Origin of the sequence: Sulfurovum sp. (genome assembly GCF_015493435.1) — a bacterium.
Taxonomy (GTDB): Bacteria; Campylobacterota; Campylobacteria; order Campylobacterales; family Sulfurovaceae; genus Sulfurovum.
Genome location: NZ_WGDD01000041.1, coordinates 1 through 23,976 on the forward strand (window position 1 = coordinate 1; position 23,976 = coordinate 23,976).

21 protein-coding genes are annotated in these 23,976 nt (G+C 43.5%); 4 read left to right on the top strand and 17 right to left on the bottom strand.

Annotated features, from left to right (window positions below):
• Positions 1 to 127 precede the first annotated feature (127 nt).
• Positions 128 to 913 carry an RNA methyltransferase gene (locus F8L24_RS07025; RefSeq protein ID WP_294953690.1) on the top strand — a complete coding sequence of 262 codons (786 nt, stop codon included), beginning with the start codon at positions 128 to 130 and terminating at the stop codon, positions 911 to 913.
• A gap of 126 nt (positions 914 to 1,039) precedes the next feature.
• Here the strand turns inward: F8L24_RS07025 and purH are convergent, their stop codons facing one another.
• Positions 1,040 to 2,572: a bifunctional phosphoribosylaminoimidazolecarboxamide formyltransferase/IMP cyclohydrolase gene (gene purH / locus F8L24_RS07030; RefSeq protein WP_294953693.1), complete on the bottom strand. Its 1,533-nt coding sequence runs from the start codon at positions 2,570 to 2,572 to the stop codon at positions 1,040 to 1,042.
• Positions 2,573 to 2,617: 45 nt separating this feature from the next.
• Positions 2,618 to 4,840 carry a phosphoribosylformylglycinamidine synthase subunit PurL gene (purL, locus tag F8L24_RS07035; protein WP_294953696.1) on the bottom strand — a complete coding sequence of 741 codons (2,223 nt, stop codon included), beginning with the start codon at positions 4,838 to 4,840 and terminating at the stop codon, positions 2,618 to 2,620.
• Between the two features lie 112 nt (positions 4,841 to 4,952).
• Between purL and F8L24_RS07040 the strand changes: the two genes are divergently transcribed.
• Positions 4,953 to 5,396, top strand: coding sequence for a hypothetical protein (locus tag F8L24_RS07040; protein ID WP_294953699.1), 444 nt, complete (start codon positions 4,953 to 4,955; stop codon positions 5,394 to 5,396).
• 459 nt (positions 5,397 to 5,855) lie between these two features.
• Here the strand turns inward: F8L24_RS07040 and dcd are convergent, their stop codons facing one another.
• Together dcd and F8L24_RS07050 are read right to left on the bottom strand one after the other, a co-directional pair.
• A complete protein-coding gene (dcd, locus tag F8L24_RS07045) occupies positions 5,856 to 6,407 on the bottom strand; it encodes a dCTP deaminase (RefSeq protein WP_294953740.1) in 552 nt (183 codons plus the stop codon).
• Positions 6,408 to 6,413: 6 nt separating this feature from the next.
• Positions 6,414 to 7,781, bottom strand: coding sequence for a hypothetical protein (locus F8L24_RS07050; RefSeq protein ID WP_294953701.1), 1,368 nt, complete (start codon positions 7,779 to 7,781; stop codon positions 6,414 to 6,416).
• Between the two features lie 139 nt (positions 7,782 to 7,920).
• On the opposite strand from F8L24_RS07050, the gene F8L24_RS07055 reads away from it, so the two are divergent.
• Complete coding sequence (locus F8L24_RS07055) at positions 7,921 to 8,478, top strand: dUTP diphosphatase (protein ID WP_294953743.1); 558 nt, start codon at positions 7,921 to 7,923, stop codon at positions 8,476 to 8,478.
• 115 nt (positions 8,479 to 8,593) lie between these two features.
• Here F8L24_RS07055 and F8L24_RS07060 read toward each other — a convergent pair whose 3' ends face one another.
• From F8L24_RS07060 to F8L24_RS07095, 8 genes are all read right to left on the bottom strand, one after another.
• Positions 8,594 to 9,259, bottom strand: a complete 666-nt coding sequence (locus F8L24_RS07060) for a carboxypeptidase regulatory-like domain-containing protein (RefSeq protein WP_294953704.1) — start codon at positions 9,257 to 9,259, stop codon at positions 8,594 to 8,596.
• 41 nt (positions 9,260 to 9,300) lie between these two features.
• The gene (locus F8L24_RS07065) at positions 9,301 to 9,630 is read right to left on the bottom strand and encodes an SEL1-like repeat protein (protein ID WP_294953707.1); all 330 of its coding nucleotides are present in this window, start codon (positions 9,628 to 9,630) and stop codon (positions 9,301 to 9,303) included.
• A gap of 1 nt (position 9,631) precedes the next feature.
• On the bottom strand, positions 9,632 to 10,972 hold the full coding sequence (gene mnmE / locus F8L24_RS07070) for a tRNA uridine-5-carboxymethylaminomethyl(34) synthesis GTPase MnmE (protein WP_294953746.1): 1,341 nt from the start codon (positions 10,970 to 10,972) through the stop codon (positions 9,632 to 9,634).
• Positions 10,965 to 11,804: a Jag N-terminal domain-containing protein gene (locus tag F8L24_RS07075; RefSeq protein WP_294953710.1), complete on the bottom strand. Its 840-nt coding sequence runs from the start codon at positions 11,802 to 11,804 to the stop codon at positions 10,965 to 10,967. Before F8L24_RS07075 ends, mnmE begins: the two co-directional genes overlap by 8 nt.
• Complete coding sequence (gene yidC, locus F8L24_RS07080; protein WP_294953713.1) at positions 11,804 to 13,423, bottom strand: membrane protein insertase YidC; 1,620 nt, start codon at positions 13,421 to 13,423, stop codon at positions 11,804 to 11,806. Before yidC ends, F8L24_RS07075 begins: the two co-directional genes overlap by 1 nt.
• A 62-nt stretch (positions 13,424 to 13,485) precedes the next feature.
• Positions 13,486 to 13,830 carry a ribonuclease P protein component gene (gene rnpA, locus F8L24_RS07085; protein WP_365937978.1) on the bottom strand — a complete coding sequence of 115 codons (345 nt, stop codon included), beginning with the start codon at positions 13,828 to 13,830 and terminating at the stop codon, positions 13,486 to 13,488.
• A 21-nt stretch (positions 13,831 to 13,851) separates the two neighbouring features.
• Positions 13,852 to 13,986 (bottom strand): 50S ribosomal protein L34, encoded by a 135-nt coding sequence (rpmH, locus tag F8L24_RS07090; protein ID WP_012083326.1) that lies wholly within the window; start codon positions 13,984 to 13,986, stop codon positions 13,852 to 13,854.
• Positions 13,987 to 14,102: 116 nt separating this feature from the next.
• Positions 14,103 to 14,582 (bottom strand): hypothetical protein, encoded by a 480-nt coding sequence (locus F8L24_RS07095; RefSeq protein WP_294953720.1) that lies wholly within the window; start codon positions 14,580 to 14,582, stop codon positions 14,103 to 14,105.
• A 68-nt stretch (positions 14,583 to 14,650) separates the two neighbouring features.
• Here F8L24_RS07095 and nspC point away from each other — a divergent pair, with 68 nt between their 5' ends.
• The gene (nspC, locus tag F8L24_RS07100) at positions 14,651 to 15,790 is read left to right on the top strand and encodes a carboxynorspermidine decarboxylase (RefSeq protein WP_294953723.1); all 1,140 of its coding nucleotides are present in this window, start codon (positions 14,651 to 14,653) and stop codon (positions 15,788 to 15,790) included.
• Between the two features lie 22 nt (positions 15,791 to 15,812).
• Here nspC and F8L24_RS07105 read toward each other — a convergent pair whose 3' ends face one another.
• From F8L24_RS07105 to F8L24_RS07125, 5 genes are all read right to left on the bottom strand, one after another.
• Entirely contained in the window at positions 15,813 to 19,400 is a 3,588-nt protein-coding gene (locus tag F8L24_RS07105; RefSeq protein ID WP_294953726.1) for a translocation/assembly module TamB domain-containing protein, read from the bottom strand.
• A gap of 36 nt (positions 19,401 to 19,436) precedes the next feature.
• Positions 19,437 to 21,224: a BamA/TamA family outer membrane protein gene (locus F8L24_RS07110; protein ID WP_294953729.1), complete on the bottom strand. Its 1,788-nt coding sequence runs from the start codon at positions 21,222 to 21,224 to the stop codon at positions 19,437 to 19,439.
• A gap of 48 nt (positions 21,225 to 21,272) precedes the next feature.
• Positions 21,273 to 22,160: an NAD(P)H-dependent glycerol-3-phosphate dehydrogenase gene (locus tag F8L24_RS07115; RefSeq protein WP_294953732.1), complete on the bottom strand. Its 888-nt coding sequence runs from the start codon at positions 22,158 to 22,160 to the stop codon at positions 21,273 to 21,275.
• Positions 22,157 to 22,864 carry an NAD(P)-binding protein gene (locus tag F8L24_RS07120; RefSeq protein WP_294953735.1) on the bottom strand — a complete coding sequence of 236 codons (708 nt, stop codon included), beginning with the start codon at positions 22,862 to 22,864 and terminating at the stop codon, positions 22,157 to 22,159. Before F8L24_RS07120 ends, F8L24_RS07115 begins: the two co-directional genes overlap by 4 nt.
• Positions 22,864 to 23,976 (bottom strand): potassium channel protein (locus F8L24_RS07125; protein ID WP_294953737.1); only part of this gene is annotated, 1,113 nt, incomplete at its 5' end. The genes F8L24_RS07125 and F8L24_RS07120, both read right to left, overlap by 1 nt.

Consider the following 23,976-nt stretch of genomic DNA (forward strand, 5'->3'; position numbering starts at 1 on the left):
ATTTTGAGAGTATTATATCAAAACACTTTAGTCAATGTCAATCAAGTTTACATATTTTCATGGTATTATTTTTAATATTTTTACTGGCAGTATCATCAAAAGAGGGTAATATTTTGTACAATACGGTATGAATTTTATCTATATAGACGATATTGACCTGCCGGAAGTGCAGATATACCAGAGGCTGAGGGAAAATGCTTTTTCCAAAGACGGTTCCTTCATTGCAGACAGTCCCAAAGTAGTTGGTCTGCTCATAGAATCGGGGGTTGTGATCAAAAGTATCTTTGCGACACAGGCCTATTACGATACCCATCGAGACTTTCTGGAACGATATACGATCCCTGCTGCCTATGTGGCACCAAAAGCTGTGCTGGAGCAGATCGTCGGACACCGGCTGCACCACAATGTCATGATGCACGGCATACGCCCGGCAGAAACCCCGCTGGAACTGCTGGACGACCAGATCATCATGCTCGATGAGATCAGCAATACAGACAATATCGGTGCCATAGCCCGTTCTGCCGCTGCACTGGGCATAGGTTCCTACCTTATCCCCAAACAGGGACCGCACCCGTACGCAAGGCGTGCACTCCGCGTTTCCATGGGTCATATAGGCAAACTCAAATTTCACCGCTATGATGACATCAAAGAAACCATACAGGCACTGAAAAAGAGGGGCTACCGCATTTTTGCAGCGGAAGTTACCCAAAACTCCACCCCGCTTTCACAGGTAAAAGTGCCGCAGAAATGGGTACTGCTGATGGGACATGAACAGTTGGGAATATCGGAGGAGATACTTTCACTGTGTGATGAAGTCGTGACCATAGAGATGGAAGAAGGTATCAAAAGTTTCAACGTGGCCATCGCAGCATCTATTATGATGTATCAGTTTAAACATCACCATTTGTCATAGTGCATAATCTGCGTAGGGTGCTGTGCCCCATGGCACCGAAATGTTCGATGCTCTGAAAAAACCCATATTGTGTTAGTGGTGCTGTCAGGGGAGAGCACCCTACGGGTGTTCCCACGTTCATACTTTTTAGTGTAAAAAGTGCCTTACCGTGGTGAAATAAAGAGCAATACCATGCTCGTTCGCCGCTTCAATGACTTCGTCGTCACGGATGGAGCCTCCCGGTTCGATGATCGCCTTGACACCTGCCTCGGCGGCTGCATCAATCGAGTCTCTGAACGGAAAGAACGCTTCGGAAGCCATGGCCGCGCCTGAAACATCCAGACCCATCTCTTTGGCTTTTTTAAGGGCACACTGTGCCGCATCTACACGGCTTGTCATACCCATCCCCACAGCAACCATAGCAGAGTCTTTCACGTAAACCACACAGTTTGACTTGGTCAGTCCCGCTACTTTCCACGCAATTTCAAGGTCTTTCATTTCCTGTTCTGTGGCCGTCAATTCCGATTTTTTATGTGCATTGTGTACTTCGTTGTCACAAATGCAATCCGCATTCTGGTACACAAAACCGCCGTCAATATGTTTGAAGTCTGTCTTGTCGCCGGCAAGTATGAGTTTTTCATTCCCCTGGGAGAAAAGTTTGATACGTTTTTTCTTTTCGAATACAGCCACGGCATCCTCATCAAAATCTGCCGCGATAATCACTTCGAGAAAGATTTCGTTCATCTTTTCCGCCATGGTTTTGGTTACAATACCGTTGACCGCTACCACACCGCCAAAAGCCGATACAGGATCACATTTGAGTGCTTCCGTATAAGACTCTGTCAGGGTGGATTTGATCGCAAATCCGCATGGGTTTCCATGCTTGACGATACAGACAGCCGGCTCGTCGCCAAAGCTCGCTGCGATCTTCAGGGCACCGTTCACATCGGTCAGGTTATTGAAACTTGCTTCACCCTTTATCTGCTTGAAATTGTCGCTGAAAAAGCTGCCAAATTCATAGAGTGCACCATCCTGATGCGGGTTTTCTCCGTAACGTGTCTGAAACACTTTTTTTCCGGTAATGAACTGATACGCGCCAAAGCCGTTATTGAAACGGCCGTTCATGTAGTTTGCGATCATACTGTCATAGGCTGCTGTATGTTCGAACGCTTTGATCATGAGTCCTCTCCTGAACTCCATAGTATCGCGTCCGTTCTCCAAAGCACCCAGCACTTCTTCATAGTCATTCACATTAGTCACGATAAGCACATCATTGAAGTTCTTCGCCGCTGAACGTACCATTGTCGGTCCGCCAATATCGATATTTTCAATGATCTCATCAAAATCATTTGTTCTCTCGATAGTCTCCTTGAACGGATAAAGGTTCACGCAGACCAGGTCAATACCTTCCACACCAAGCTCTTCAGCCTGGGCCACATGTGCTTCATCTCCCCGCTTATGCAGAATACCGCCGTGCACATAGGGATTCAGTGTCTTCACACGTCCCTCAAAACATTCAGGGAATTTCGTCACTTCATCGATCTCAATCACCCGGATACCTGCCGTTGACAATGCTTTATAGGTTCCGCCGGTAGAAATGATCTCCCATCCCAGTTTTTCCAGTCCTCTTGCAAACTCAACGATACCGTTCTTGTCGCTTACACTTAATAATGCTCTCATTTTTCTCTCTTTTTTCATATTTTAAATGGTGCGTGATTACGCACCCTACAGATCCTGTTCGATCGTCCGTTTAAAGGTATTGAAATACACATCCTTCACTTTTTCAAGCGGAAGCGCTACCCCATTTACTTTTACCGTGTCACCGCCAACCTTGCCGATGACCTCCGCTTTCAATCCAAGCCCTGATGCCATGACCAAAACCTCATCAAGATCTGCATCTCTGACTTCAAGCAGTGCCCTGCTCTGCGATTCATCAAAAATATCCCTGCTTTCCTGCACAGAGATTTTTGCCGAAATACCTTTACCCGAAACCGCTGCCATTTTGGAAAGTGCAATGGCGATACCGCCGACATTCACATCTTTCGCAGACATCAGCAAATCTGCTTTGTTCGCTTCTATGACAAGTTCCCAGAGTTTCAGTTCCGTTTTGTAGTCAAAAGAAGGCAGTGTGCCCGCTGTATCTCCAAACAATTCTTTAAGGTAGAGCGAACCGCCGAATTCCCCTTTGGTCTCGCCGATGAGCACAATGTTGTTCCCCTCCTGCTGAAAGACGGATGGCAGGACTTTGTTCTGATCGTCGTTCAGTCCCACCATCGCTATGGCAGGTGTCGGGAAAACAGATACACCGTTGGTTTCGTTGTAAAGCGATACGTTGCCGGAAACAACCGGCGTGTTCAGCTCCAGACAGGCTTCTTTGATCCCTTCGCACCCCTGTGCGAACTGCCACATCACTTCCGGGTTCTCAGGGTTACCATAGTTCAGACAGTCCGTAATAGAGAGCGGTCTTGCACCGGACATCGCCACATTTCTTCCTGACTCGACCACAGCCAGAGCCGCACCGCCTTTGGGGTCGATGTAGCAGTAACGCGGGTTACAGTCGGAACTCATAGCCAGGGCTCTGCCGTTCTCCTTGATACGGATGCAGGAAGCATCCAGGCTTCCGGGATGTTTGGTTGTATTGGTCTGTACCATGGAATCATACTGGTTGTAGACCCATGCCTTGTCTACCACTTCAAGCGGGGCAAGCAGTTTTTCATAGGCTTTCTGGTCATCTACTCTGGCATAGTCGTCCACTGTTTTGGCATTCACTTCATCCAGATAAGCCGGTCTTGCCATCGGTCTGTCAAGAATGGGTGCTTCTTCGCTCACAGGCGCTATGGGCATATCACACACTTGCTCACCGTGCCAGAAAAGCTCCATTCTCTGTGTATCGGTCACTTCACCAATGACGGCAACATCAAGCTCCCATTTTTCAAAAATATCGATGATCGCCTGCTCTGAACCTTTTTTCGCACAAATCAGCATACGTTCCTGAGACTCTGAAAGCATGAAATCATACGGTGTCATTCCCTCTTCTCTCGCAGGTACTTTGTCCAGATGCATAATGAGCCCTGCACCCGTTTTCCCTGCCATTTCAAAGGCTGAAGAGGTAAGACCCGCGGCACCCATATCCTGGATCCCTACGACATGGTCTGTCTTGAAAAGTTCCAGACAGGCTTCAAGCAGAAGCTTTTCCGTGAAAGGGTCGCCTACCTGCACGGTCGGCCGGAGAGACTTCGACTCTTCTGTAAAAGAATCTGAACTCATGACTGCACCGCCAAGTCCGTCACGGCCTGTTTTGGACCCCACGTACATGACCGGATTGCCGATACCCGAAGCCACACCGAGGAAGATTTCATCGGACCTGACCAGCCCCAGAGAGAAAGCATTGACGAGAATATTTCCGTTATAGCTTTCATCGAAGCTCACTTCACCGCCAATAGTAGGAACCCCCATACAGTTGCCATAGCTTCCGATACCGTCAACAACACCGCGGACAAGGTGTCTCTGGTACTTGTTGACAGCACTGTCGCCCCTGACCCTTCCGAAACGAAGTGCATTCAGGTTGGCTACCGGTCTTGCACCCATCGTGAAAATATCTCTGAGTATGCCTCCTACACCGGTCGCCGCCCCCTGAAAAGGCTCAATAAATGACGGGTGGTTGTGGCTCTCCATCTTAAAGACAGCCGCCATGCCTTCGCCAATATCGATGACACCGGCATTCTCACCGGGTCCCTGAATGACCCACGGTGCTTTGGTGGGAAAACCGTTCAAGTATTTTTTACTCGATTTATAGGAGCAGTGTTCGGACCACATCGCAGAAAAGATGCCGATCTCGACAATATTGGGATGGCGGCCGTCAAGGATCCTCAAAATATCTTCATACTCTTCTTTGCTGAGCTTATGGTTCTTTAACACTTCATCTAGGTTTTCAACTGGTTGTGACATGTAATCTGTCCTTTTGAGTATATAAAATAAGGGATATATTTTACTTAAAAAGTACTAAATAAGTGTTGAAGGTGTAGAATATCAAATATAGTATATCTAGAAGGAAAAAATCATGTTTTTATCTATCAATGACGGCATTTTACCCACAAGAAAAACAAGATATTCAGCAGGGTATGATGTTTGTAGTAATGAAGACGTAATAATTGAAGCAGGAGAAACAAAACTAGTTTCTTTAGGTATTGCATTGGACCAAGAATGGATTCAAAAAAATACAAATGAAACATTTCGGGAACAAAATTATTGGGGATTACACATTAGAAGTTCGTTAGCACTCAAAGGTCTAATTATAGGAAATTCGGTAGGTATTATTGATATCGACTATCCCGATGAAATTAAACTAATTATTCATAATACAACAGGAGAAGTCAAAAGCATATCTAAAAAAGATAGAATTGCTCAACTTATCTTACATCAACATAATGGTATCAAATATTTAAAAAACTTATTTTCTATTGAAGAAAATAGAATAGGTGGTTTTGGTAGTACTAATAAATGAATTCATAGTTTATAAGTCATAATCCTCCTACAATACCAAGGTATAAAATTATTTACAGTTCATTAGAAGAACAATAGGGTAAAAAATATCCTACTGTCCTTGAATCATAGCGAGGAAAGTGTGATAATCTCTCAAATTATTTTCAATATTCAAAAGATATCCGTCGTATCATTTACACGACAAATATTATTGAATCAGTACATCGCCAATTCCAAGCCCCTTAGCAAAACAAAAAATACTTTTCCTACCGAATAATAATCTCTTAAAGGTGCTCTTTGCAAGTATCAGAAATGCTGAGAAAAAATGGACAATGCCGATCAGGAACTGGAGTCTCACAATCTCTCAACTCAATATTCACTTTAAGGACAGGTTGAAAGATGCTTTAAATTTGGTATAATTTTACAGGATTAGAGGTGTTGACACAGAATTTATTACACTCCCGTAGGTAAAAATAATTTTTTATTTATAATATTCAGATAATTTATTATCTATATATTTTTCTGGATAAAGATGATCATATCCTTTTGTACTTTTAGAAATATTTTGTACAAAAACCAAATGACATATCCTAATATCTGGAATTATTTCTATATCACAATTAGAATTATTATGCATCTCTAAAATGATCTGTTTCTTTTTAGTAAAACCAAATCCAGATGCTATATGCGTTGACAATAATACATTTAGACCTAATCTAGCTAATCCAGATATATTTGAAAGAAAACCAGTGAATTTATTTGATAAACCTATATATTCATTTGTAGATGCTAGAATAAATTCACCCGGAGATAATATATATGGGTTTGATTTACTAATGACTACTATTTTATATTTAGGATAGCTCTTTTCATCAAATAATTTTATACAATTATCAGTTTTTTCAAAAATAAAAATTTCTTTATTTAATGTCATACAATAAGAAGATGGTCTTACATATTCTAATGAAAATGGCTGAATGTATATTTCTTTTTTCTCTATATATTTAATAATACTTTTATCATTTAACACCATCACTAATTACCCATTCTCAATTTTTGAGACAATCACCTCTGTACCAGATGGAGTATAATCCTGCCAATTTCTTTTGGAGCGTATCAATTCTCTTACTAAAGTTCCTGTTACATGTTTAACAGCTTTTTCTTTTGTTGTCTCATGAATCTCAAAGACTTCACAACCCTTACTTTCAAATTTAGATTTTTTTATTTTTTCCCAATCTGAAAATATTTTCATAAACTGAACTACATCTTCTATGCTTATGACACCATTAATATTTTTTATATTTTCTATAGATTCATCTAATTTATCTACATCAAATTCTATGATTTCATATCTATCTTTAGATATACCTAAATCATTTATGCTTTGAGTAATCATCATTTTCCTTTCTTCATATGAAAAAGGGTTTCCACTTTCTTCCATTCTATGCTTCTCACCTTCAGTAGTTGACAATAAGTCAATATTAGGTTGAGTGATTCCTATAATACATTTTTTACTATTATTAATACCCCATAATATATATTCTAAATGTTCATGATGCAATGGTTGAAATCTACCATGAACCATACCAAAATTAGGTATATCTCTATCAGTATTTACAATTGTAGTCCTAATGTTTGTACTCAGTAATGGTTCAAGTGCATTTCCTCGTATTTCTAAACTAAAACTAAGAGATTTATCCCACATATCTAAAAACAATGAAGCAAAATGAGGAGCTAATGAGGTATCAGATTCATCAGATGTTTTTTTAAAAATAAGCTGTGCATTTTGCCATCCATTCACATCAGGTGTATACATTGACATTGCAACAGCTTTACCATCACATATCATAAGCCTTAGAGGTGGAACTCTTGGATATAAACGTAATTCAAACTTATATCCTTTTTGTCTTAATTCATTTAAATATTTAATACTTTTTATAATGTTTTTTCTAATATTTGTATTTGCACCATCTAAACCTAACATATCATTTTCATTTGCAAAAGGATCCATTAGAATAATTTGAACATTTGATTCTATTTTATTTGTTTTAAAAAAATCATTTTTTTCAAATGTATCTTTTAAAAACTTATTACCTGCAACTCCAATAAATTGAAACCTTGAGCTAGTTGTACTTGCAATTTTCGCTGGGGGATGATCTTGTAATTTTTTAATTGTATCTAAACCAACACCTATTGAACCAACAATAATATCTTCAAATCTTTCCATCAACTTTGAAGTTGTAATTGACTCTTTTGTTAAATATAAAAGTGAACCTGTTGATATTATAAAAAAAGCTAAACTAATATATATACCTGCCTTATCCGTCCAGCTAAAAATTGCTACAGATATGGCAGTTATAATTGCAGCAAGTGTTATTAACCATAAAACCATTTTTTTTATTTGCATCTAATTCCTTCGTCTATATAGTACAATCAACACTTATTTCAATCTTTTAGAATGATTTCTTCATCATATTATATTTTTTTCATAGAGGTATTATACATAATTAACTTTATTAATCATCGACTGAAAACGCTGTACCTACCTGGAGTGTGCCGAACTCATTGAGAGCTACCCTTGGAAACACTGGAAGAACATTGACGCAGAGCCGGACTATGCCAACATCAAGATCGAAGCGGTAGACATCTGGCACTTCATCATGTCTCAGGGACTTGAAGATTACAAGAGAGAAGCACTGGGAAATATCGAGGATCTTGCAGACACCATTTGCAGCCTGGAGAATTACCCGAGCTTCCTTGAAGAGATCATCCCGACGACAAAGAACTATTATGAGCAGATCGAAGTGGTCGAAAACCTGATGCGAGTACTCTTCTGCAATGAACCGACCGGAAAACTGATGAAAGCCTTCATCGATGTCGCCATCCAGTCAGGGCTGAACCTCGACAGCCTCTACAAGCTTTATGTCGGAAAGAATATTCTCAACCAGTTCAGACAGGACCATGGCTACAAAGAAGGCACCTACATCAAGACATGGAACGGAAAAGAAGACAATGTAACGATGCAGCGTATTTTGGATGAGAAAGAAGAGATGAACCTCAAGGCGCTTTATGCTGCTTTGGAAGAGGCGTATCCGGGTAAATAAAGATTATGTTGCGGTGGTGTGGATGTCTACGTACCCTACGCGGCGAGAAAGAATAAAGATGATAGAAACCACCACTCCCCCCCCATCAACTGCATACACCGCATATCTGTTTCTATCAATCCACCGGTCTGGCGAGATCTGCTTCGAGGATCTGGTTGCCGCGAATGCTGATCTTCTTGGCTATGCGGATATTTTTAGGCGTATCGTAACCGCATTCCGTACCGCACTTCACTGTGCCGATCAGGTAGTAGCTTCCGGTCGGCACACCGTAAAAAGCGAAATTCCCGCTCTTGTCCGAGGCGGTAAAGCGCAGATAGTTAAAAAGTCTGGAATCGGCTTTTTCCATTTTTTTACCGCCGATATAACTCTCTTTGTACCACTGGTTGGAATAGCTTGTAGCCGGATTGAGATAGAGTCTGGTCTCTTTTCCGGGAATTTTATTGCCGGAGTAATCTGTAATATAGATCGTTCCTTTGACCGTTCCTTTTCCTATGCGGGCCAGACGGGTATATTCACCGACAGGGAAAGGAATACGTTTGACCACTGACTGCGGGCTTTCTTCCGTGATCATGGTTTCGGATTCTGTGGCTGTATTGTTGTTCTCATCCAAGTCATCAATATAAACATCATTGATATTGGTTTCGTCTGCCCAGGTATTGCCGCTTTGTGACGGCTTCGAAGAGGAACCCATTCCCGGCAGCGCAAGACTTTCGTTGACACATCCGGAAAAGAGGAACATCAGGGAGGCAAGAGATAAAAATAATAACTGTTTTTTTGTCATAAAACTGTTTCCTTAGTATAAATAAGCGCCATTATACACTATTAACACTTTTTCTTTTGATGGGTATTTAAAAAATTTTCAAGATAGCCTTTGGCTTCTTTATCGCCTCTCAAGGCAGCATTTTGATACCAGAATGCTGCGCGTTCACAGTTTTTTTTGACAAACTTTCCCTTATGGTAGCGTTTTGCAAGGTCATGCTGCGCATCGACTTCACCCTCTTTGGCAAAGCGATGCAGGTTTTTGACCTTCCGTTTTTCACCATGATAGTACTTCACGGTATTTCGGATGAACCAGAGGGTGAAAAAGAACAGTATGACAATGGCATACAGTTCAATATTTTTAATAGCCAGAATATCGTTCAGAAACTGCATTTTATTTTCCCAGACAGAATTCACCGAACATCTTGTCCAGTATTTCTTCATTGTCAAACGGCTTGGAAATGGAGGAAAGCGCTTTGACCGCTTCCTGAAGATGGTAGGAAAAGAATTCCAGTTCACCGCGCATTAACGGTTCTTTGGCCTGGGCTATAGCATCTCTGGTCCTGTTCACCGCTTCGATCTGACGTGCAGAGATCAGCATCAGCTCTTCGCCTTCTCCTATACTGTCGAGCAGTATTTCCATCTGTGCCGTCAATTTCACAAAACCTTTTTTGGCACTGACTTCCAGCGGAGTATAACGCTCCAGTTTAGACAGGTCAAGTTTCATTTCAAGATCTGATTTATTGACAGCAACGATCACATGCTTTTCTTTCAATGCATCAATGATGGAAACAATCTTTTCATCTTCATCGTCAAATTCCCTCGATGCATCAAAAAGCGCAATGATCACATCGGCATCTTCTACGGAATTCATAGAACGCTCAATGCCGATCTTTTCTATGGTATCTTCAGATTCGCGTATGCCGGCCGTATCGACCAGTCTGATAATATGAGACCCGATGCGTACCTGCTCTTCAATGGTATCTCTGGTCGTACCTGCAATGTCACTGACAATAGCGCGTTCATACGAGAGCAGCGCATTGAGCAGAGAACTTTTGCCGACATTTGGCTTGCCGATGATCGCTACTTTAAAACCTTCTATCAGGCCCCGTCTTCTGTAGCTGGCATCAACGATCTTTGTGATCTGTTCGCTCAGTCCGTCCAACTGCTTCACAATACTTTCCATAATATCTTCGGGAATATCCTCTTCTGCATAGTCTATCATCACTTCAGAATAGGCAAGCGAACGCAGCAGCGCTTCTCTGCTCTCTTCGACAAATACTTTCAGCTCGCCTTTCATCTGCCGCGCAAGGATCTTGGCCGCATCCACACTTTTGGCTTCAATGAGTTTGGAAATCGCTTCTGCTTCGCTCAAATCTATCTTGCCGTTCAGGAAAGCCCGTTTGGAGAATTCACCCGGCTGGGCAAGACGGACACCATAAGAAAGGATAGTATCGAGGATTTCCTGTGCCACGATCATTCCGCCGTGACACTGAAATTCCACAATCTCTTCTCCCGTAAAGGAAAAAGGTGCTTTGAAATAAATCATGACCGCCTGGTCGATCAGTTCGTTATGGCTGTTGTAGAGCGGTGTTAAATGGGCATACCGGGGAATGATCTTTTCTTTGTGCGAAATCTTGTCAGCGATCTGCAGAGCAGCCTCGCCGCTGACCCTGATAATGGAGATGGAAGAGACGCCATGGGCAGTTGCTATGGCGGCAATGGTGTTATGCATGGCTCTTGTTGTTGAATTCATTGATAACAACGAACTTGTTGCCTGCTTTTCCGGTTTTGATTGCAACATACTTATTCGGGAAAGCTTCGCGAAGCTGCTCTAGTGCGATTTGTACCAGAATACCGTCAAGCGAGCGTGTTTTTCCTCTTCCGTTCTTTTCAACATTCTCGATCACAGGTTTGATATAGTTTCGGATCATTTCCTGCTGAGAAGTAAGGAATTCGGCGATCTCAAGTTTGATAAAAAGTTCATACTTGGTATGCAGCCAGTTGAACAGCATATAGGAAAGCGCATTGTAGCGATAGCCCTCTTTCCCTATGAGCAGGGCGGCATCGTCACCGTCGATGAAGATCAGTGCCGTATTGTCAACCACATCCACTTCCACCACATCGATCGCAAAACAGGCATAAGAAAAGAGTTCCTTGAGTTCATCTTCGATCAGTCTTGCCAACTCATCATATATCACACTTTCTTCTTCGCATACTTCTGTTTCTTCTTCATTGTCTGCATCGAAAAAACTGTCCAGTACGGCATCTTTTTCTTTTTGCACGGGAGAAGGCTCATCTTTGGTTGTGACAGCCGCGATAATTTCTGAAGCGACATTCTCTTCTATACTTTCGAATGTTTTGCTTTCCGGAGCAGAGGTGTCCTGACTGTCCGGGGGAACACGTTTGCATGTAGCCACGATCACCGCATTCTTCTTTAAAAATCCCAGGATACCGGCGGAAGGATACTGGATCACTTCATAAGCAAGATCAGTGACAGAACAGGCTAATTGCGTTGCAGCTTTCTCGTACGCCTCCTCAAGCGTAGGGGCTTCAACTTTTTTCATCAGCTATCCTTTTCCTTCTTGTGTGCGGCAATCATTTTTGCTTTGTGTTTGGCATATGCTTTGTTGATGACATACTGCTGACCGATGGTGAAAAGGTTGTTCACGACCCAATAGAGTACCAACCCTGAAGGGAAAGGCATCACAATGAACATACCTGCCATCAGTACAGGGAACCACTTGAAGATCTTCTCCTGCAGAGGGTCGGTGAAGTTATTCGGTGTAATTCTCTGCTGGAACCACATAGTAACACCCATCAGTACAGGAAGGACATAGTACGGATCCGCACCGGCAAGGTTGTTGATCCAGCCATGTATCCAGACAGCCCCCTGCAGTTCATCGGCATTGAGCAATACACGGTACAGTGCAAAGAAAACCGGGATCTGAAGGATCATCGGCAAACATCCGCCCATAGGATTGGCACCGTTCTTCTTATACATTTCCATCATTTGTGCATTCAGTTTGGCAGGATCGCCTTTATATTTCGCTTTGAGCTCTTTCATCTTCGGTGCAAGGTCTTTCAGCTTCTGCATTGACATCATTCCTTTGTAGGAAAGAGGGAAAAGTGTCAGTTTGACAAGCAGGGTAAAGAGAATGATCGCCCATCCCCAGTTTCCGATAATCCCGTGAATCCATAAAAGTACTTTAAAGAACGGTCTTGAAAGGAAAGTGAACCATCCGAACTCGATCGTATTGGTCAGTTTCGGGTTGATCCTGTACAGCGTCTTGTACTCTTTGGGTCCAATGTAGCCGCCAAGATGGGTATTTTGTCCTCCGGCTACAAAGATAAGCGGGTCGTCTTTGCCTGTTTTAAGGATGGAAACATCCATACCTGTTTTAAAATTATAGAACATTGTCGCGACATAACGGTCAAAAGCCGAAGCGATCTTCGCTTTTTTGAATGTTTCGGTCCCCTTGGCATCTCCGTCAGGAATGGTTGTAATGACGCCATCTGCGCCTTCAACCAGTGCTCCTCTGACAAGCATGTAGCGTGAACTGTCCGCCATAGGTCTGTGTCCCGGTGTAATAAAATACGGTGCAGGAGAAGAAGTAGTGACATCCAGAACGTAAGAGCCGTCAGGATGGATAGTGATCTTTTTTGTTACGGTCAGGGTAGAAAGCTTTTGTGTCAATATGACTACCTGTGCGGAGGTTGAAACATCGATATCCGGTGTACCGCTGAGCGTATAGGGCACCTTGAACGCTTCATCGTTCAGCTTTGTATCGGAAAAACGTATCTCCAGCGGTTTGACCTCGTTTGCTCCGAGGATCTGCACCTTGTGCCCCTCTTTATCGTTATATTTGTTTTCAAGCAATTCATACTGGGAAATACGGCCGAAATCATCAATGGTCATTTTGAATGTTTTGGACGTAACTGTTGCCAGAACTTTTCCCTTTTCTTTTACCGCAGGGGCTTGACCGGTTCTCACCGCAGCTGCCGCAGGCTTATTCGCTGCCGCTGGTTCAGCTGCAGCAGCCTTGGGAGCCAGATTGGCGGTTATATTCTGCTCGGCCTGGACAGGCGTTTTTTTCTGGGGGAAGAGATAACTGTATCCTACGAATACCAAAAAGGAGAGGGCAAGTGCGAGAAGGAGTCGTTTGTTCAGATCTTGTTGTTCCAAAATTGTACCTTTGTTATATATCTTTGACGATGATAGTATAGTCTTAACTGTGTTAAATTGTGCTAAGGATTTTGCAGTGCAGTACACTTTTTAAGTGCATGGAGACAGGCTTTTCTTATCTCTGAAAAGCTTTTGCTTAGAAGGGCAGGTTTTGCAACCAGTACATATGATCCGCTTTTCAGCAAACCGGTATTTTCTATGAAATGTGCTCTTAGCAAACGCTTTGCTCTGTTTCGGTGAACTGCATTTCCTATTTTTTTACTGGCTACAAAACCGACTTTGTACATTTCTGAACGCTTGTAGAAAAGTACAAAGTAAGGTGTATGCCATGTTTTTGTGGAGTGCTTGTAGACTCCGTTAAACTCTTTACTGGTCTTTATACGCGTAAAATGTTTGATCTTGCTAATGGTCTTGTACCGTCAGCCGTATTATACTGATAGTCTTTTTCTGCCTTTGGCTCTTCTTGCAGAGATCACTTTTCTTCCGTTTTTTGTTTTCATTCTTGTTCTGAAACCGTGTGTTCTTTTTCTTGGTGTGTTATGTGGTTGGTATGTTCTTTTCATTCCGATTATCCTTATCTGTTTTGGCTACGGTCAACGTACGCCATTATTTGGACGCGATTTTAGCTTAAAATTGCTTAAGGATGCCCCTTGTTTTCATTTCAATGCAAAAGATATTTCTAATTAAGAGCTTTGAATACGACTTCATTCTCCTGAGAGTTCTGTTTTGTCTGAATAAACAGTTCCATAAGACGATAAATGATATAGCGGATTTTGTAGGTTGTCGAACGTACTTCGAGTTCACTGCAGTAAACATGTTTTCCCCCTTTTTCCATCATTTTTTGCACTAAGCGTTCGGCAAAATGGTACCCTCCGTCTATCTGGGTATCCTGACAGACGATCGCATAGAGATTTTCGCCGGCATCGATCTCGAACATGATATCCGTCTCCCTCTTCTCTTTCCCGATCAAAGCTTCCATATCGATATCTTCAGCAGAAATAAGCATGATAACAAAAGCCCTTTCTTCTTTTCTTTCCATAAGAAAATACATGATATCGATCGTACTGTTTAATCGATCAAGCATAGTTGCGACCAGAGCTATATCATGTCCGTTAAATCGTATATGGTCACGTTTTTTTTCGTTTTCTCTTACTTTCATCACATCACCTCTTTTAGCATTTTGACTATTATATCAAAATATTTTAGCTTATATCGTTATAATTTCTTATGAATAAGTCAGAGATAAACAACCTGCCCTCCCCCTGCTGGCTTCTCGAAGAGAAAAAACTGCAAAAAAACCTTGAAATACTCAAGATGATCGAAGAAAAAAGCCATGCAAAAATACTGCTTGCCCTGAAAGGGTATGCCCTCTGGAAAAGTTTTCCGCTTATAAAACAGTATCTTGACGGCTGCTGCGCGAGCGGTTTATATGAAGCCAAACTGGCACATGAGGAATTCGGGAAAGAAGTACACACTTATGCACCTGCCTTTAAAGAAGAAGAGATAGAAGAGATCGCAGCCTTGTCGCATCATCTTGTATTCAACTCTCCCGCCCAGTTCAGACATTTCGCCGCCAAAGCCAAAAAAGTCAACCCTGCACTCTCGCTGGGACTGCGTGTCAACCCAGAATATTCGGAATCACCCAAGGAGATTTACAATCCCTGCGGACTTCATTCCAGACTCGGTACCACACTCAATCATTTTGATGAAAGCCTGCTGCCACAGCTTGACGGTCTGCATTTTCATGCACTGTGTGAGCAGGACAGCAGTGCACTGGAAAATATTTTGAAGCATTTCGAACACAAATTCGGAAAATATATTGCAGCGATGAAATGGATCAACTTTGGAGGAGGTCACCATATTACCCGTAAGGACTACGATACGGAAAAGCTGATCACCCTGATCAAAAAATTTAAAATACGCTACGGTGTGGAAGTCTATCTTGAACCGGGAGAAGCGGTCGGCTGGGAAACAGGACCGCTGATCGCTACCGTACTCGACATTGTGCACAACGGTATCGATATTGCCATACTCGACACTTCTGCTGAAGCCCATATGCCCGACACCATCATTATGCCTTACCGGGCGGAAGTACGCGGTGCGGGCAAAGCCGGAGAAAAACGCTATACTTACCGTCTTGCAGGAAATACCTGTCTTGCAGGAGATATTATGGGAGACTACAGTTTCGATGCACAGTTAAAAACAGGTGACAGGATCTTCTTTGAAGACCAGATGCATTACACTATGGTAAAAGCGACCACCTTCAACGGTATCAAACTGCCGGACATTGCCATAGAAAGGCCAGACGGACATATCGAAGTGGTCCGGGAATTCGGTTATAGGGATTTCAAGCAGAGACTTTCTTAAGGGGACCGCTGTCCCAAAACGGCTATTTTTTCTTTTTCCCGCCTGCGAACTTTATGATATCATCGGCACTCATATCTCTTTTATAGACAATATCGTATGACTGGGAAATCTCATCGAATTTCAATATGCTTTCCGTACGCTCGGAATGCCGGTATTTAACTTCTACACTCGGTATTTCATCATTGATATATATCACGGTGATCTTTTTGGTGAGTTTTTTGCCTATTTCCACATTCCCATGCTGTCCAAGCACAAGATGGTCTATTTTGACCCCCATATCGGAAAGGGCCGATTTTGCCATGGCACCCCCCATCATTTTCATCATATCTTCACTGCTGTTGCTTCCGGCTCCCGCTTCGGAATCAAAGAGAATGACAGAGAGTATCTGCTCCTGGGTCAGAGAAGGCCGGGAAGAGAAGTTGAGCACCGGTGCTTCGGGTGTTCCCGCAACAGCGATCGTGATAAGATGGCTGGGTGCCTGATAGGTCACTTCAATATCGAGGATCGGTATATTTGGATTGCCAGTCAGATAGATATTGCCTTTTTTTATGACAAAGCGTTTTCCCTGGAACTCGTAACTGCCACCCTGTTTCAATTTGACAGAACCCAGGACCAGCAAATCTGAATGTCCTGTCTTCAGCACCTTCAAATCCACATAGGCTTTCATATCGACAGGCCCCTCTTTGTATATGAGCGGTTTTACCGAATCGATCTTCAGGTCGATCGAAAGGTTGTCCATGAAAGGACTGGCTTCCTTTTTTTTCACATTTTGTACAATGACAATATCACTGTCAGAGGCAAAACTCTTTTTTCCCATATCGTAATGGATGGTACCGTCAAGCAGTGTTATCTTGCCTTTAACAATCGTTTTCTCTCCATCAAGCAGTGTCGTGACAGCTATCTTACTGTCAAGATCGATCATTTCCTGTGCAATATGCAGTTTATCCGCCTGTGCAATGATCTTTCCTTTTTTCGTTTTCAGGTTGTAATTTCCCGTGACTTGCAGTTGGTCATTCAGCCAGAACGGTTCTATGGTGACCATATCATCCTTCATCGTTACTTTGGATGGTTTTGTAGCAAAGAGTTTCATCTTCTGGTAAGTCAGTGTATACTGCTTCAAAAGTATCGTTGATTTGTCAATTGCTACAACCATTTTCACATTATTGACAATATGTTCCGTATCTCTGTCCGGATTGTAAATGATTTGGGGAGAAGAGAGCGTCAGGTCAGCCGATTTGAGTGCATTGATGTCTACCGAGAGATTCAGTCCGCCTTCCACTTTCGGCAGCCCTTCAATCGTATAAAAATTCTGGACACTCTTCATCAGTGACTCAAAAGAATCTACTTTTGCCCGTATGGCAATCTTCTTTTTGGCATTCCCGCTCACCACGGTGGTCAAACCGCCCAGTTTGACCTTTCCGTCAACTTTGCCTGTTTGTGGAAGATACTCGAGAGTGCTTGCAAGGGCATTTGCCTTCAGTGTCAGATCAAATGCCTGTGCCCCCAGTGCCAGATCGATGTTCATTGGGCTGAGAGCATTCCATTTTATGTTTTTGTCAAAATTCTTTAACAGAGAATCTTTGGGTATGGTGCTGACTGCTTTGACTTTGATGTTCTTCGCATAGAAGATCTCAGCATTGAGATCGGTCAGGTTCGAAGTAAGCTTCACTGTTCCCCTGATCGGCGTTATTTTGGCAAAATTGACCGGGACATTTATCTGAAAATTGGCTTTTGCCCCTTCCAGCTGGGGAGGAAGCGGAGCCATTTTGTCGATCAGCAGTGCTTGGGTCGTTTCAAGATGGAAACGGCCTTGTTTGAAATCGTTGGAAACGAATGCGCCGCTGAGTCCTTCCGAAGTGATCCGGGTATCAATACTTTGAGCGTCTCCCTTATAGACAATATGAAGATTTTGCAGCGGCTTGGTCAGGTTGGCATCCAGACCGATGATCTTTTTGGCCTTAACTTCACCATGATAGCTGATATTCCTGTCCAGCACGAAAATATTGCTCACAGAAATATTTTTGGCATACGGCGTTGTAAGTATTATTTTCGTATCGGCATTGAGTTTTTTATCTTTCACCGTAAAGACGACATGGCTTTTAAGCGAATCAATATCGACATTGAATGCCGTTGCATTGCGCTCATTGTTCTCCTGTGTGAGCAGGAGCTGTTCCGCCTTTGCTTTCAGGTCGGCAACGATCCGCTTTGGCGACGCATCAATACCAATAACGATATCACCTACAGCTTCCTTTCTGATGGGCAGATCATACAGGGTAAAAAGCGCTTTGTTCGGTGTGATATGTGTTTCGCCTTTCAGTACATTGTCGGTGATACTGCTTTGAAAAAGTACATTGCTCAGATTGCTTGTCGCATTCAAGTCTACGGCACCTTGTTCTATGAGCCGTTTGCGGGTATCGAGTTTGAGATTGTCAGCCTTCAGCCTAAAATCCAAAAGATGTACCGGTGCATAGACGGCTGGCAGCAATGAAGTGTCAAGCGATCTGATCAGCACGTAATGCGGTACCATCGGATTCATTTCTTTGGAAGTATTCTGCTCCTGTACCGTTGTAGCCGTTGTATTGTTTTCGTCTGCAGTGCTGTTGTCCTCAGAGGCAAACAGTGTCTGGAGTGCCTTGGTATCGATCTTTTTCGCTGTGAGATGTTCGATCGTAACTGTATCTTTTTTCCAGTTGGCATCCATGTCAATCATACCTATACTGCTCTCTGCCTGTGCAGAAAGATTTGCTATTTCGACAGCTTCGGCTTTCTGATCCAGTATTTTTAACACATCAACATTCAATCCGCTGCTATGCAGTTCTATTTTCCCGATCTTCGCATTTTTGTAGAAACGCGGCTTCACAGAAGCAAAAAAATGATTCAATTTTACATGCAGGGGGATGAAAACATTCAGCGGCTCTTTGTTACCGGTCTGTGGCGTTGCAGCAGTATGCGGTGCGGCACTCCTGTTGTCATCTTCTGTAAGAAAATGCTTCTGCAGCGCTTCCGTATCGATATCCTTGACGGACAGAGCCTTGATCAGCAAAGTCCGGTCTTTCAGGGAGGCATCGAGAGTAATATCGGTAAGGTTGCTGTCTACAGCTGTCCGAAGATCTCCTACAGCAATACTGTCTGCCGCATAGGAAAAGTCTTTCATATCTGCAACGGTTTTTTTGAATGCTATCCCCTGTTCCCTAAAAGGCTTGAGTGTGATATGCATTTTTCCCACATTGACCACCAGAGGAAACGGACTGGAGGTGCTGTTGTCTTCATCACTGGCAGGGAAGGAAGCAGCCAGTGTTTTGATACTGTCCACATCGGCACCATCGAGTACAATGGTGTTGATCTGAAGGCGCTTGTAAAGCAGGCGGGAGGGATCCCATGAAAAACGTACAGTATCGATAAGAGGCCGGCCGTCAAAGGCAAGGCCGTCTATTTGGACACCCGTAAAAAGGTTGCCCGTAATATCCGAATAGGAAATATTGTAATCGGGTGCAAACCTGTCAGCTGCCTTCTTGATGACCCATGAAGAGTTGGCGGCAAAGACCACTGCCGCAAGCAGTATCACAAAAAATATCAAAAAGCCGTAAAAAAACTTTTTAAACCTCTGCATGTAGTGTCTCCTGTAGTGTACTTGCTGTACGTAGCATTAGAATGATTGTCCTATTTGAAACTGGATACCATAGATAGAAGGGTCATGCACGTTAAAACCGACATCGAGCTTGAACGGCCCGACCGGGGTCATATAGCGGATACCCGCACCTGCGGTAGTAATGATCGGTCCGCTGAAATCACCGGAATCTTTGTTGAGCATCGTATTGTCTGTAAAGGCTGCCGCATACAGGTCACCCCAGACAGGATAGTCCGCTTCAAAACTCAAATTGGCCATGGTCAGCGCACCATTGGTCAGGTCAGTAGTCGGGGAAGTGATCACACCGATCTCCCGAAAGCCGTATGCACGGTTAGAGTACATGCCCCCTGCGAAGAACTTTTTCGATTCGGGAATGCCTCTGTTGTTCGTCTCGTTCCCCATACTGATAAGCCCCACTTTCCCCACTACGGCGAGTGTCAGGTCGGCAACGGTGTAAATCCCTCTTGCTTCCAGCTGTGTTTTGAGATAATCGCTCGTTTCAGAATCTGTCGGAATGCCCCACTCACCGTATGCTCTGAGATAATATCCGTATTTTGGATTGAGTTTGGAATCTCTGCCGTCATACACCAGATCCACATAGGGGTAGGTCAGCAGAAAAAGATTGTATCCTTCGGGAGGCAGTTTCGGTTTGCCGTCATCACGTTCGGTAATATCGATCGCCTCAACGGCGATACCCGCTTTGATATCGAGACGTTCCGAAACATGGTTGAGATAGGTTCTGAAAAACACTTTTTCTTCCCAAAAGCCGTCATAGCCGAGATTGGAATAACCGCCTTTCGCACCAAGATCAAGATAGAAACCGAACGGAGACCAGACTACAGGTTTGAAAAAACTGACCACCGCGAGCTGCTCGAGCTGTGACCAGGCAAGATCGAGCTGAAACTGCTGCGCATTGCCGAAAAAATTGTGTTTTATGACTTGTGCATGTACACGCGCACCGACATAGCTGTCATAGCCTGCTCCCGCTTCAAAATGGTATGGCTGCTGCATTTCCGAAACGGCGATATCGACCGGTACAACATTGAAAAACTTTCGGTTCACATCGATCAGGACCGAGTCAAATGCATTCAGTCCATACAGACTGCGGTAACTGTCTTTCACAAGATCGAGGTTGAACCGATCACCCTCCTTGGCCCTGACACGGGATTCCACAATATCTTTATCAATCGTTTTCAGCCCTTTGATATTTGTTTTGCCGAAGGTACAGATACCGCCTTTTTTAAGCACATATTTCAAGTCGGCTTTATGGCGGTCGAGGTCAACATAGGCTTTGGTATCGAGATCGTAGCTGCAATAACCTTGCTTAAGCATTTCATCTACAATATTCGCCTTCGACTGAATGAAATCTTTTGCACGGAAGATATCGCCTTTTTTCAAGGGTATCAGCCCTGAAATATTGTAGTCACTGCTGATATTGATGTCTCCGACACGCACTGGCTCATTTTCTTTGACGGCAACATCCACTGTTGTATTGGTCTCTTTGATCTTGAATCTGGCATCATAGTAACCTTCAGAGTCAAAATAGTGCCGAAGCGTTTCGCTCAGAGTAGGCAGCAGTTTGTCTTTGATGCGTGCCGTATCGTCTTTCCAGAACTGATAAAAACTTTTATGTTCGGCACTTACTGCATCGAGCAGATCGGAGGCGCTAAATACTTTTTCTCCGGTAAAACGGATAATATGGGTAGGAAGTTCTATTTTTTTTGTTTCATTATCATCGCTGAAAAATCCTGCAAAAGCTACTTGGCTCAATAGCAGTAATACTAAAAATAAGTGTTTCAAATACATATACCCCTTCCCCTTTAAAGGGGTATTCTATCGTAATAAAACTAAGGTTTATCCCAAAAGATCATGTACGCTTTTACGCGGATCTTTACCTTCTTCGATCATGGCATAAACTTCCTGTGCGATCGGCAGATAAATCTTTTTTTCCTCTGCGATTTTGTGCAGTGCTCTGGCCGTAGGGACACCTTCTGCCACTTCTCCGAGTGATTCAAGTATGTCCTTCATACTCCGGCCTTCAGCCAGACCGAGACCCACCCTGTAGTTACGGGAAAGTTTTGAACTTGCCGTCAGAAAAAGGTCCCCCGCACCGCCCAGAGAGAGAAATGTTTCGGTTCTGGCACCAAAAGTCTTGCCGAAACGTGCCATTTCTACCAGACCGCGTGAGATCAGTGCCGCACGGGCATTGTTTCCAAGCCCCAGTCCGTCACATACACCGCTGGCAATAGCAATGACATTTTTATAGGCGCCTGAAACTTCGGCACCGACCACATCGTCATCGATATATCCTTTGATATAGGAGGGAAGATGGTCTGCAAACACTTGTGCCAGTTCAAGATTGGCAGAAGAGATGATCAGGGCGGCAGGCAGTGACTGCTGTACTTCTGCTGCAAATGTGGGACCGGAAATATAAGCCAGTCTTTCTTGAGGGAGAAATTGGCTGTAAATATCGTTAAGAAAGGCACCTGTGGATGTTTCTATCCCCTTGGCGGCTACCAGGACTTTCTGCCCTCTGTCTTCAAAATGCTCCTCCATCCATGTCCGGACGAACTGTGCCGGTATGGCCATGACAAGATATTCTCTGTCCAATGCTTCGTCCAGAGAAACAAAATGTTCTATAGCACGCGGTGTTCGGGAATGGATGACAACATCATTGTTCTGGCTGTAGGCATGGTAAAGTGCCTTGCCCCATTTTCCTGCGCCGATTACTGCCATTTTCATAATACGCTTTTCTCCTTTTTGATCTCTTCTTCAAAGATATCAAGTTTTTCCTTGGGGCCGATACAGACCAGTGTATCTCCCGTATCAAGTTTGTGGTTAATCCCGGTCGTAATAAAAACAAATGTGTGCCCGAGCTCTTCGTCGATCATACCTATGAGTAAAATACCGTAGGGAGAAAAATCGGCATCATCTGTCATCATACCGTGAAGAAAAGAGCCTTCCGGAATAAGCATTTCCCGAAAGGTGATCCCTTCTCTGTCGAGTACGATCCCTTCAAGGATCTTGGTCGATACCGGACGGCTGAGGATATTGTATATTTTATTGGCACTGACCTCATACAGGTCGATCACCTTGTTTGCCCCGGCCATCTTGAGTTTCTTGGTCGTATGCAGCGAATCCGATATGGAGAGAATATAGCTTTCTTTGAAAAGGGAACGCAGGGAGAGTGTCAGGAAAACATTGAGATGTTCATCCTCCATGACACAGACCAGCTGTTCGAAGTGCTGCGGGTTCAGGGCTTCAAGCAGGGAGTCACTGGTGACATCCATATGTTCCACATCGATAAATCCATCTTCTTTTGCCTGAAGATAATACTCCTGCCTGGATTCGACAATTTTAAGTCTGAAGCCATCTTCATGCAATCCTTTGGCTATGAACTTTCCATGGCTGCCATAGCCAAAAAGCAAAATCGACCGTTCAGCCATCATCGTCCTCCCGCATATCTGTTCTTAAAATATTCCAGACTGATCTGGCGCCCCATAAGCAGCAGAATATCATAACTCTGGATCACTTCTGAAACGGGCGGATTAAAGATGAATTCTCCGTCACGTTCTATGCCGATAAAAAGCAGTTTGTTTGTCCTGAAATCCAGTGTCGCAACACTTTTCCCGACAAATGTGTGGCGTTCATGCACATGTATCTCATCGATCCGCGCTACACTTTTTCCTGTCAGAATGGCATGGATAGCTTTATACATTGTCGGCTGCGTAATGGCTGTCCGGATCATGGTATTGACCACCTGGTTGGGCATGAGCAGATGATCTGCCCCCGCATACTTGAATTTGCTGACGATATTGATATCGTTCACCCTGGCGATCACTTTGATCTTGCGGGATATACTCTTTGCATTCAGTGTAATATAAATATTTTCAACATCACTGCCGGTCAGACAGAGTATGGTGATGTTGGCATATTCGACATTGAATTTGCTCAAAGTCTCAAAACGGCTGGCATCTTCCTGTACCGCCTGATATCCGTCCCGTCTTGCCTGTTCGACACGTTTAAGGCTTTTATCGAGTATGATATAGTCGTCGATCTTCTCTTTTTTCTGGCGAAAGAACATCTTCGTCATCTGTCCGTATCCGCAGATAATGAGAAACGAGCGGCTTTTGTTCACCTGCTCTATAATACGGCTTTCTTTCAGCTCGATCAGTCTTTCCGAAAATGCAGAAACGATCACGGAGGTGGCAAAAGAGATCATCGCGATACCGCTGATGATCGTCAGCATTGAAATCGTCCTGCCGGCATCGGTTACAGGAGAAATGTCTCCGTACCCAACCGTCGAGATCGTGATAAGAGACCAGTAAATGGCGTCAAAAAGTGATTTGATATGGGGGTTGATACGCTCTTCAAGCACATAAATCGCTATACCTGCTGTCGTGACAATAAAAAAGAGAAGGAAAAGTAGTGTGAGAAGTTCAAAACGCTTGTTGGTAATCACTTCTACGAACTGATTGATACTTTTGGTATAGCGCAGCAGTTTGAGTACTCTGAAAAGTACAAAAATACGCAATACACGCAAGGGCCGATAGGCAGG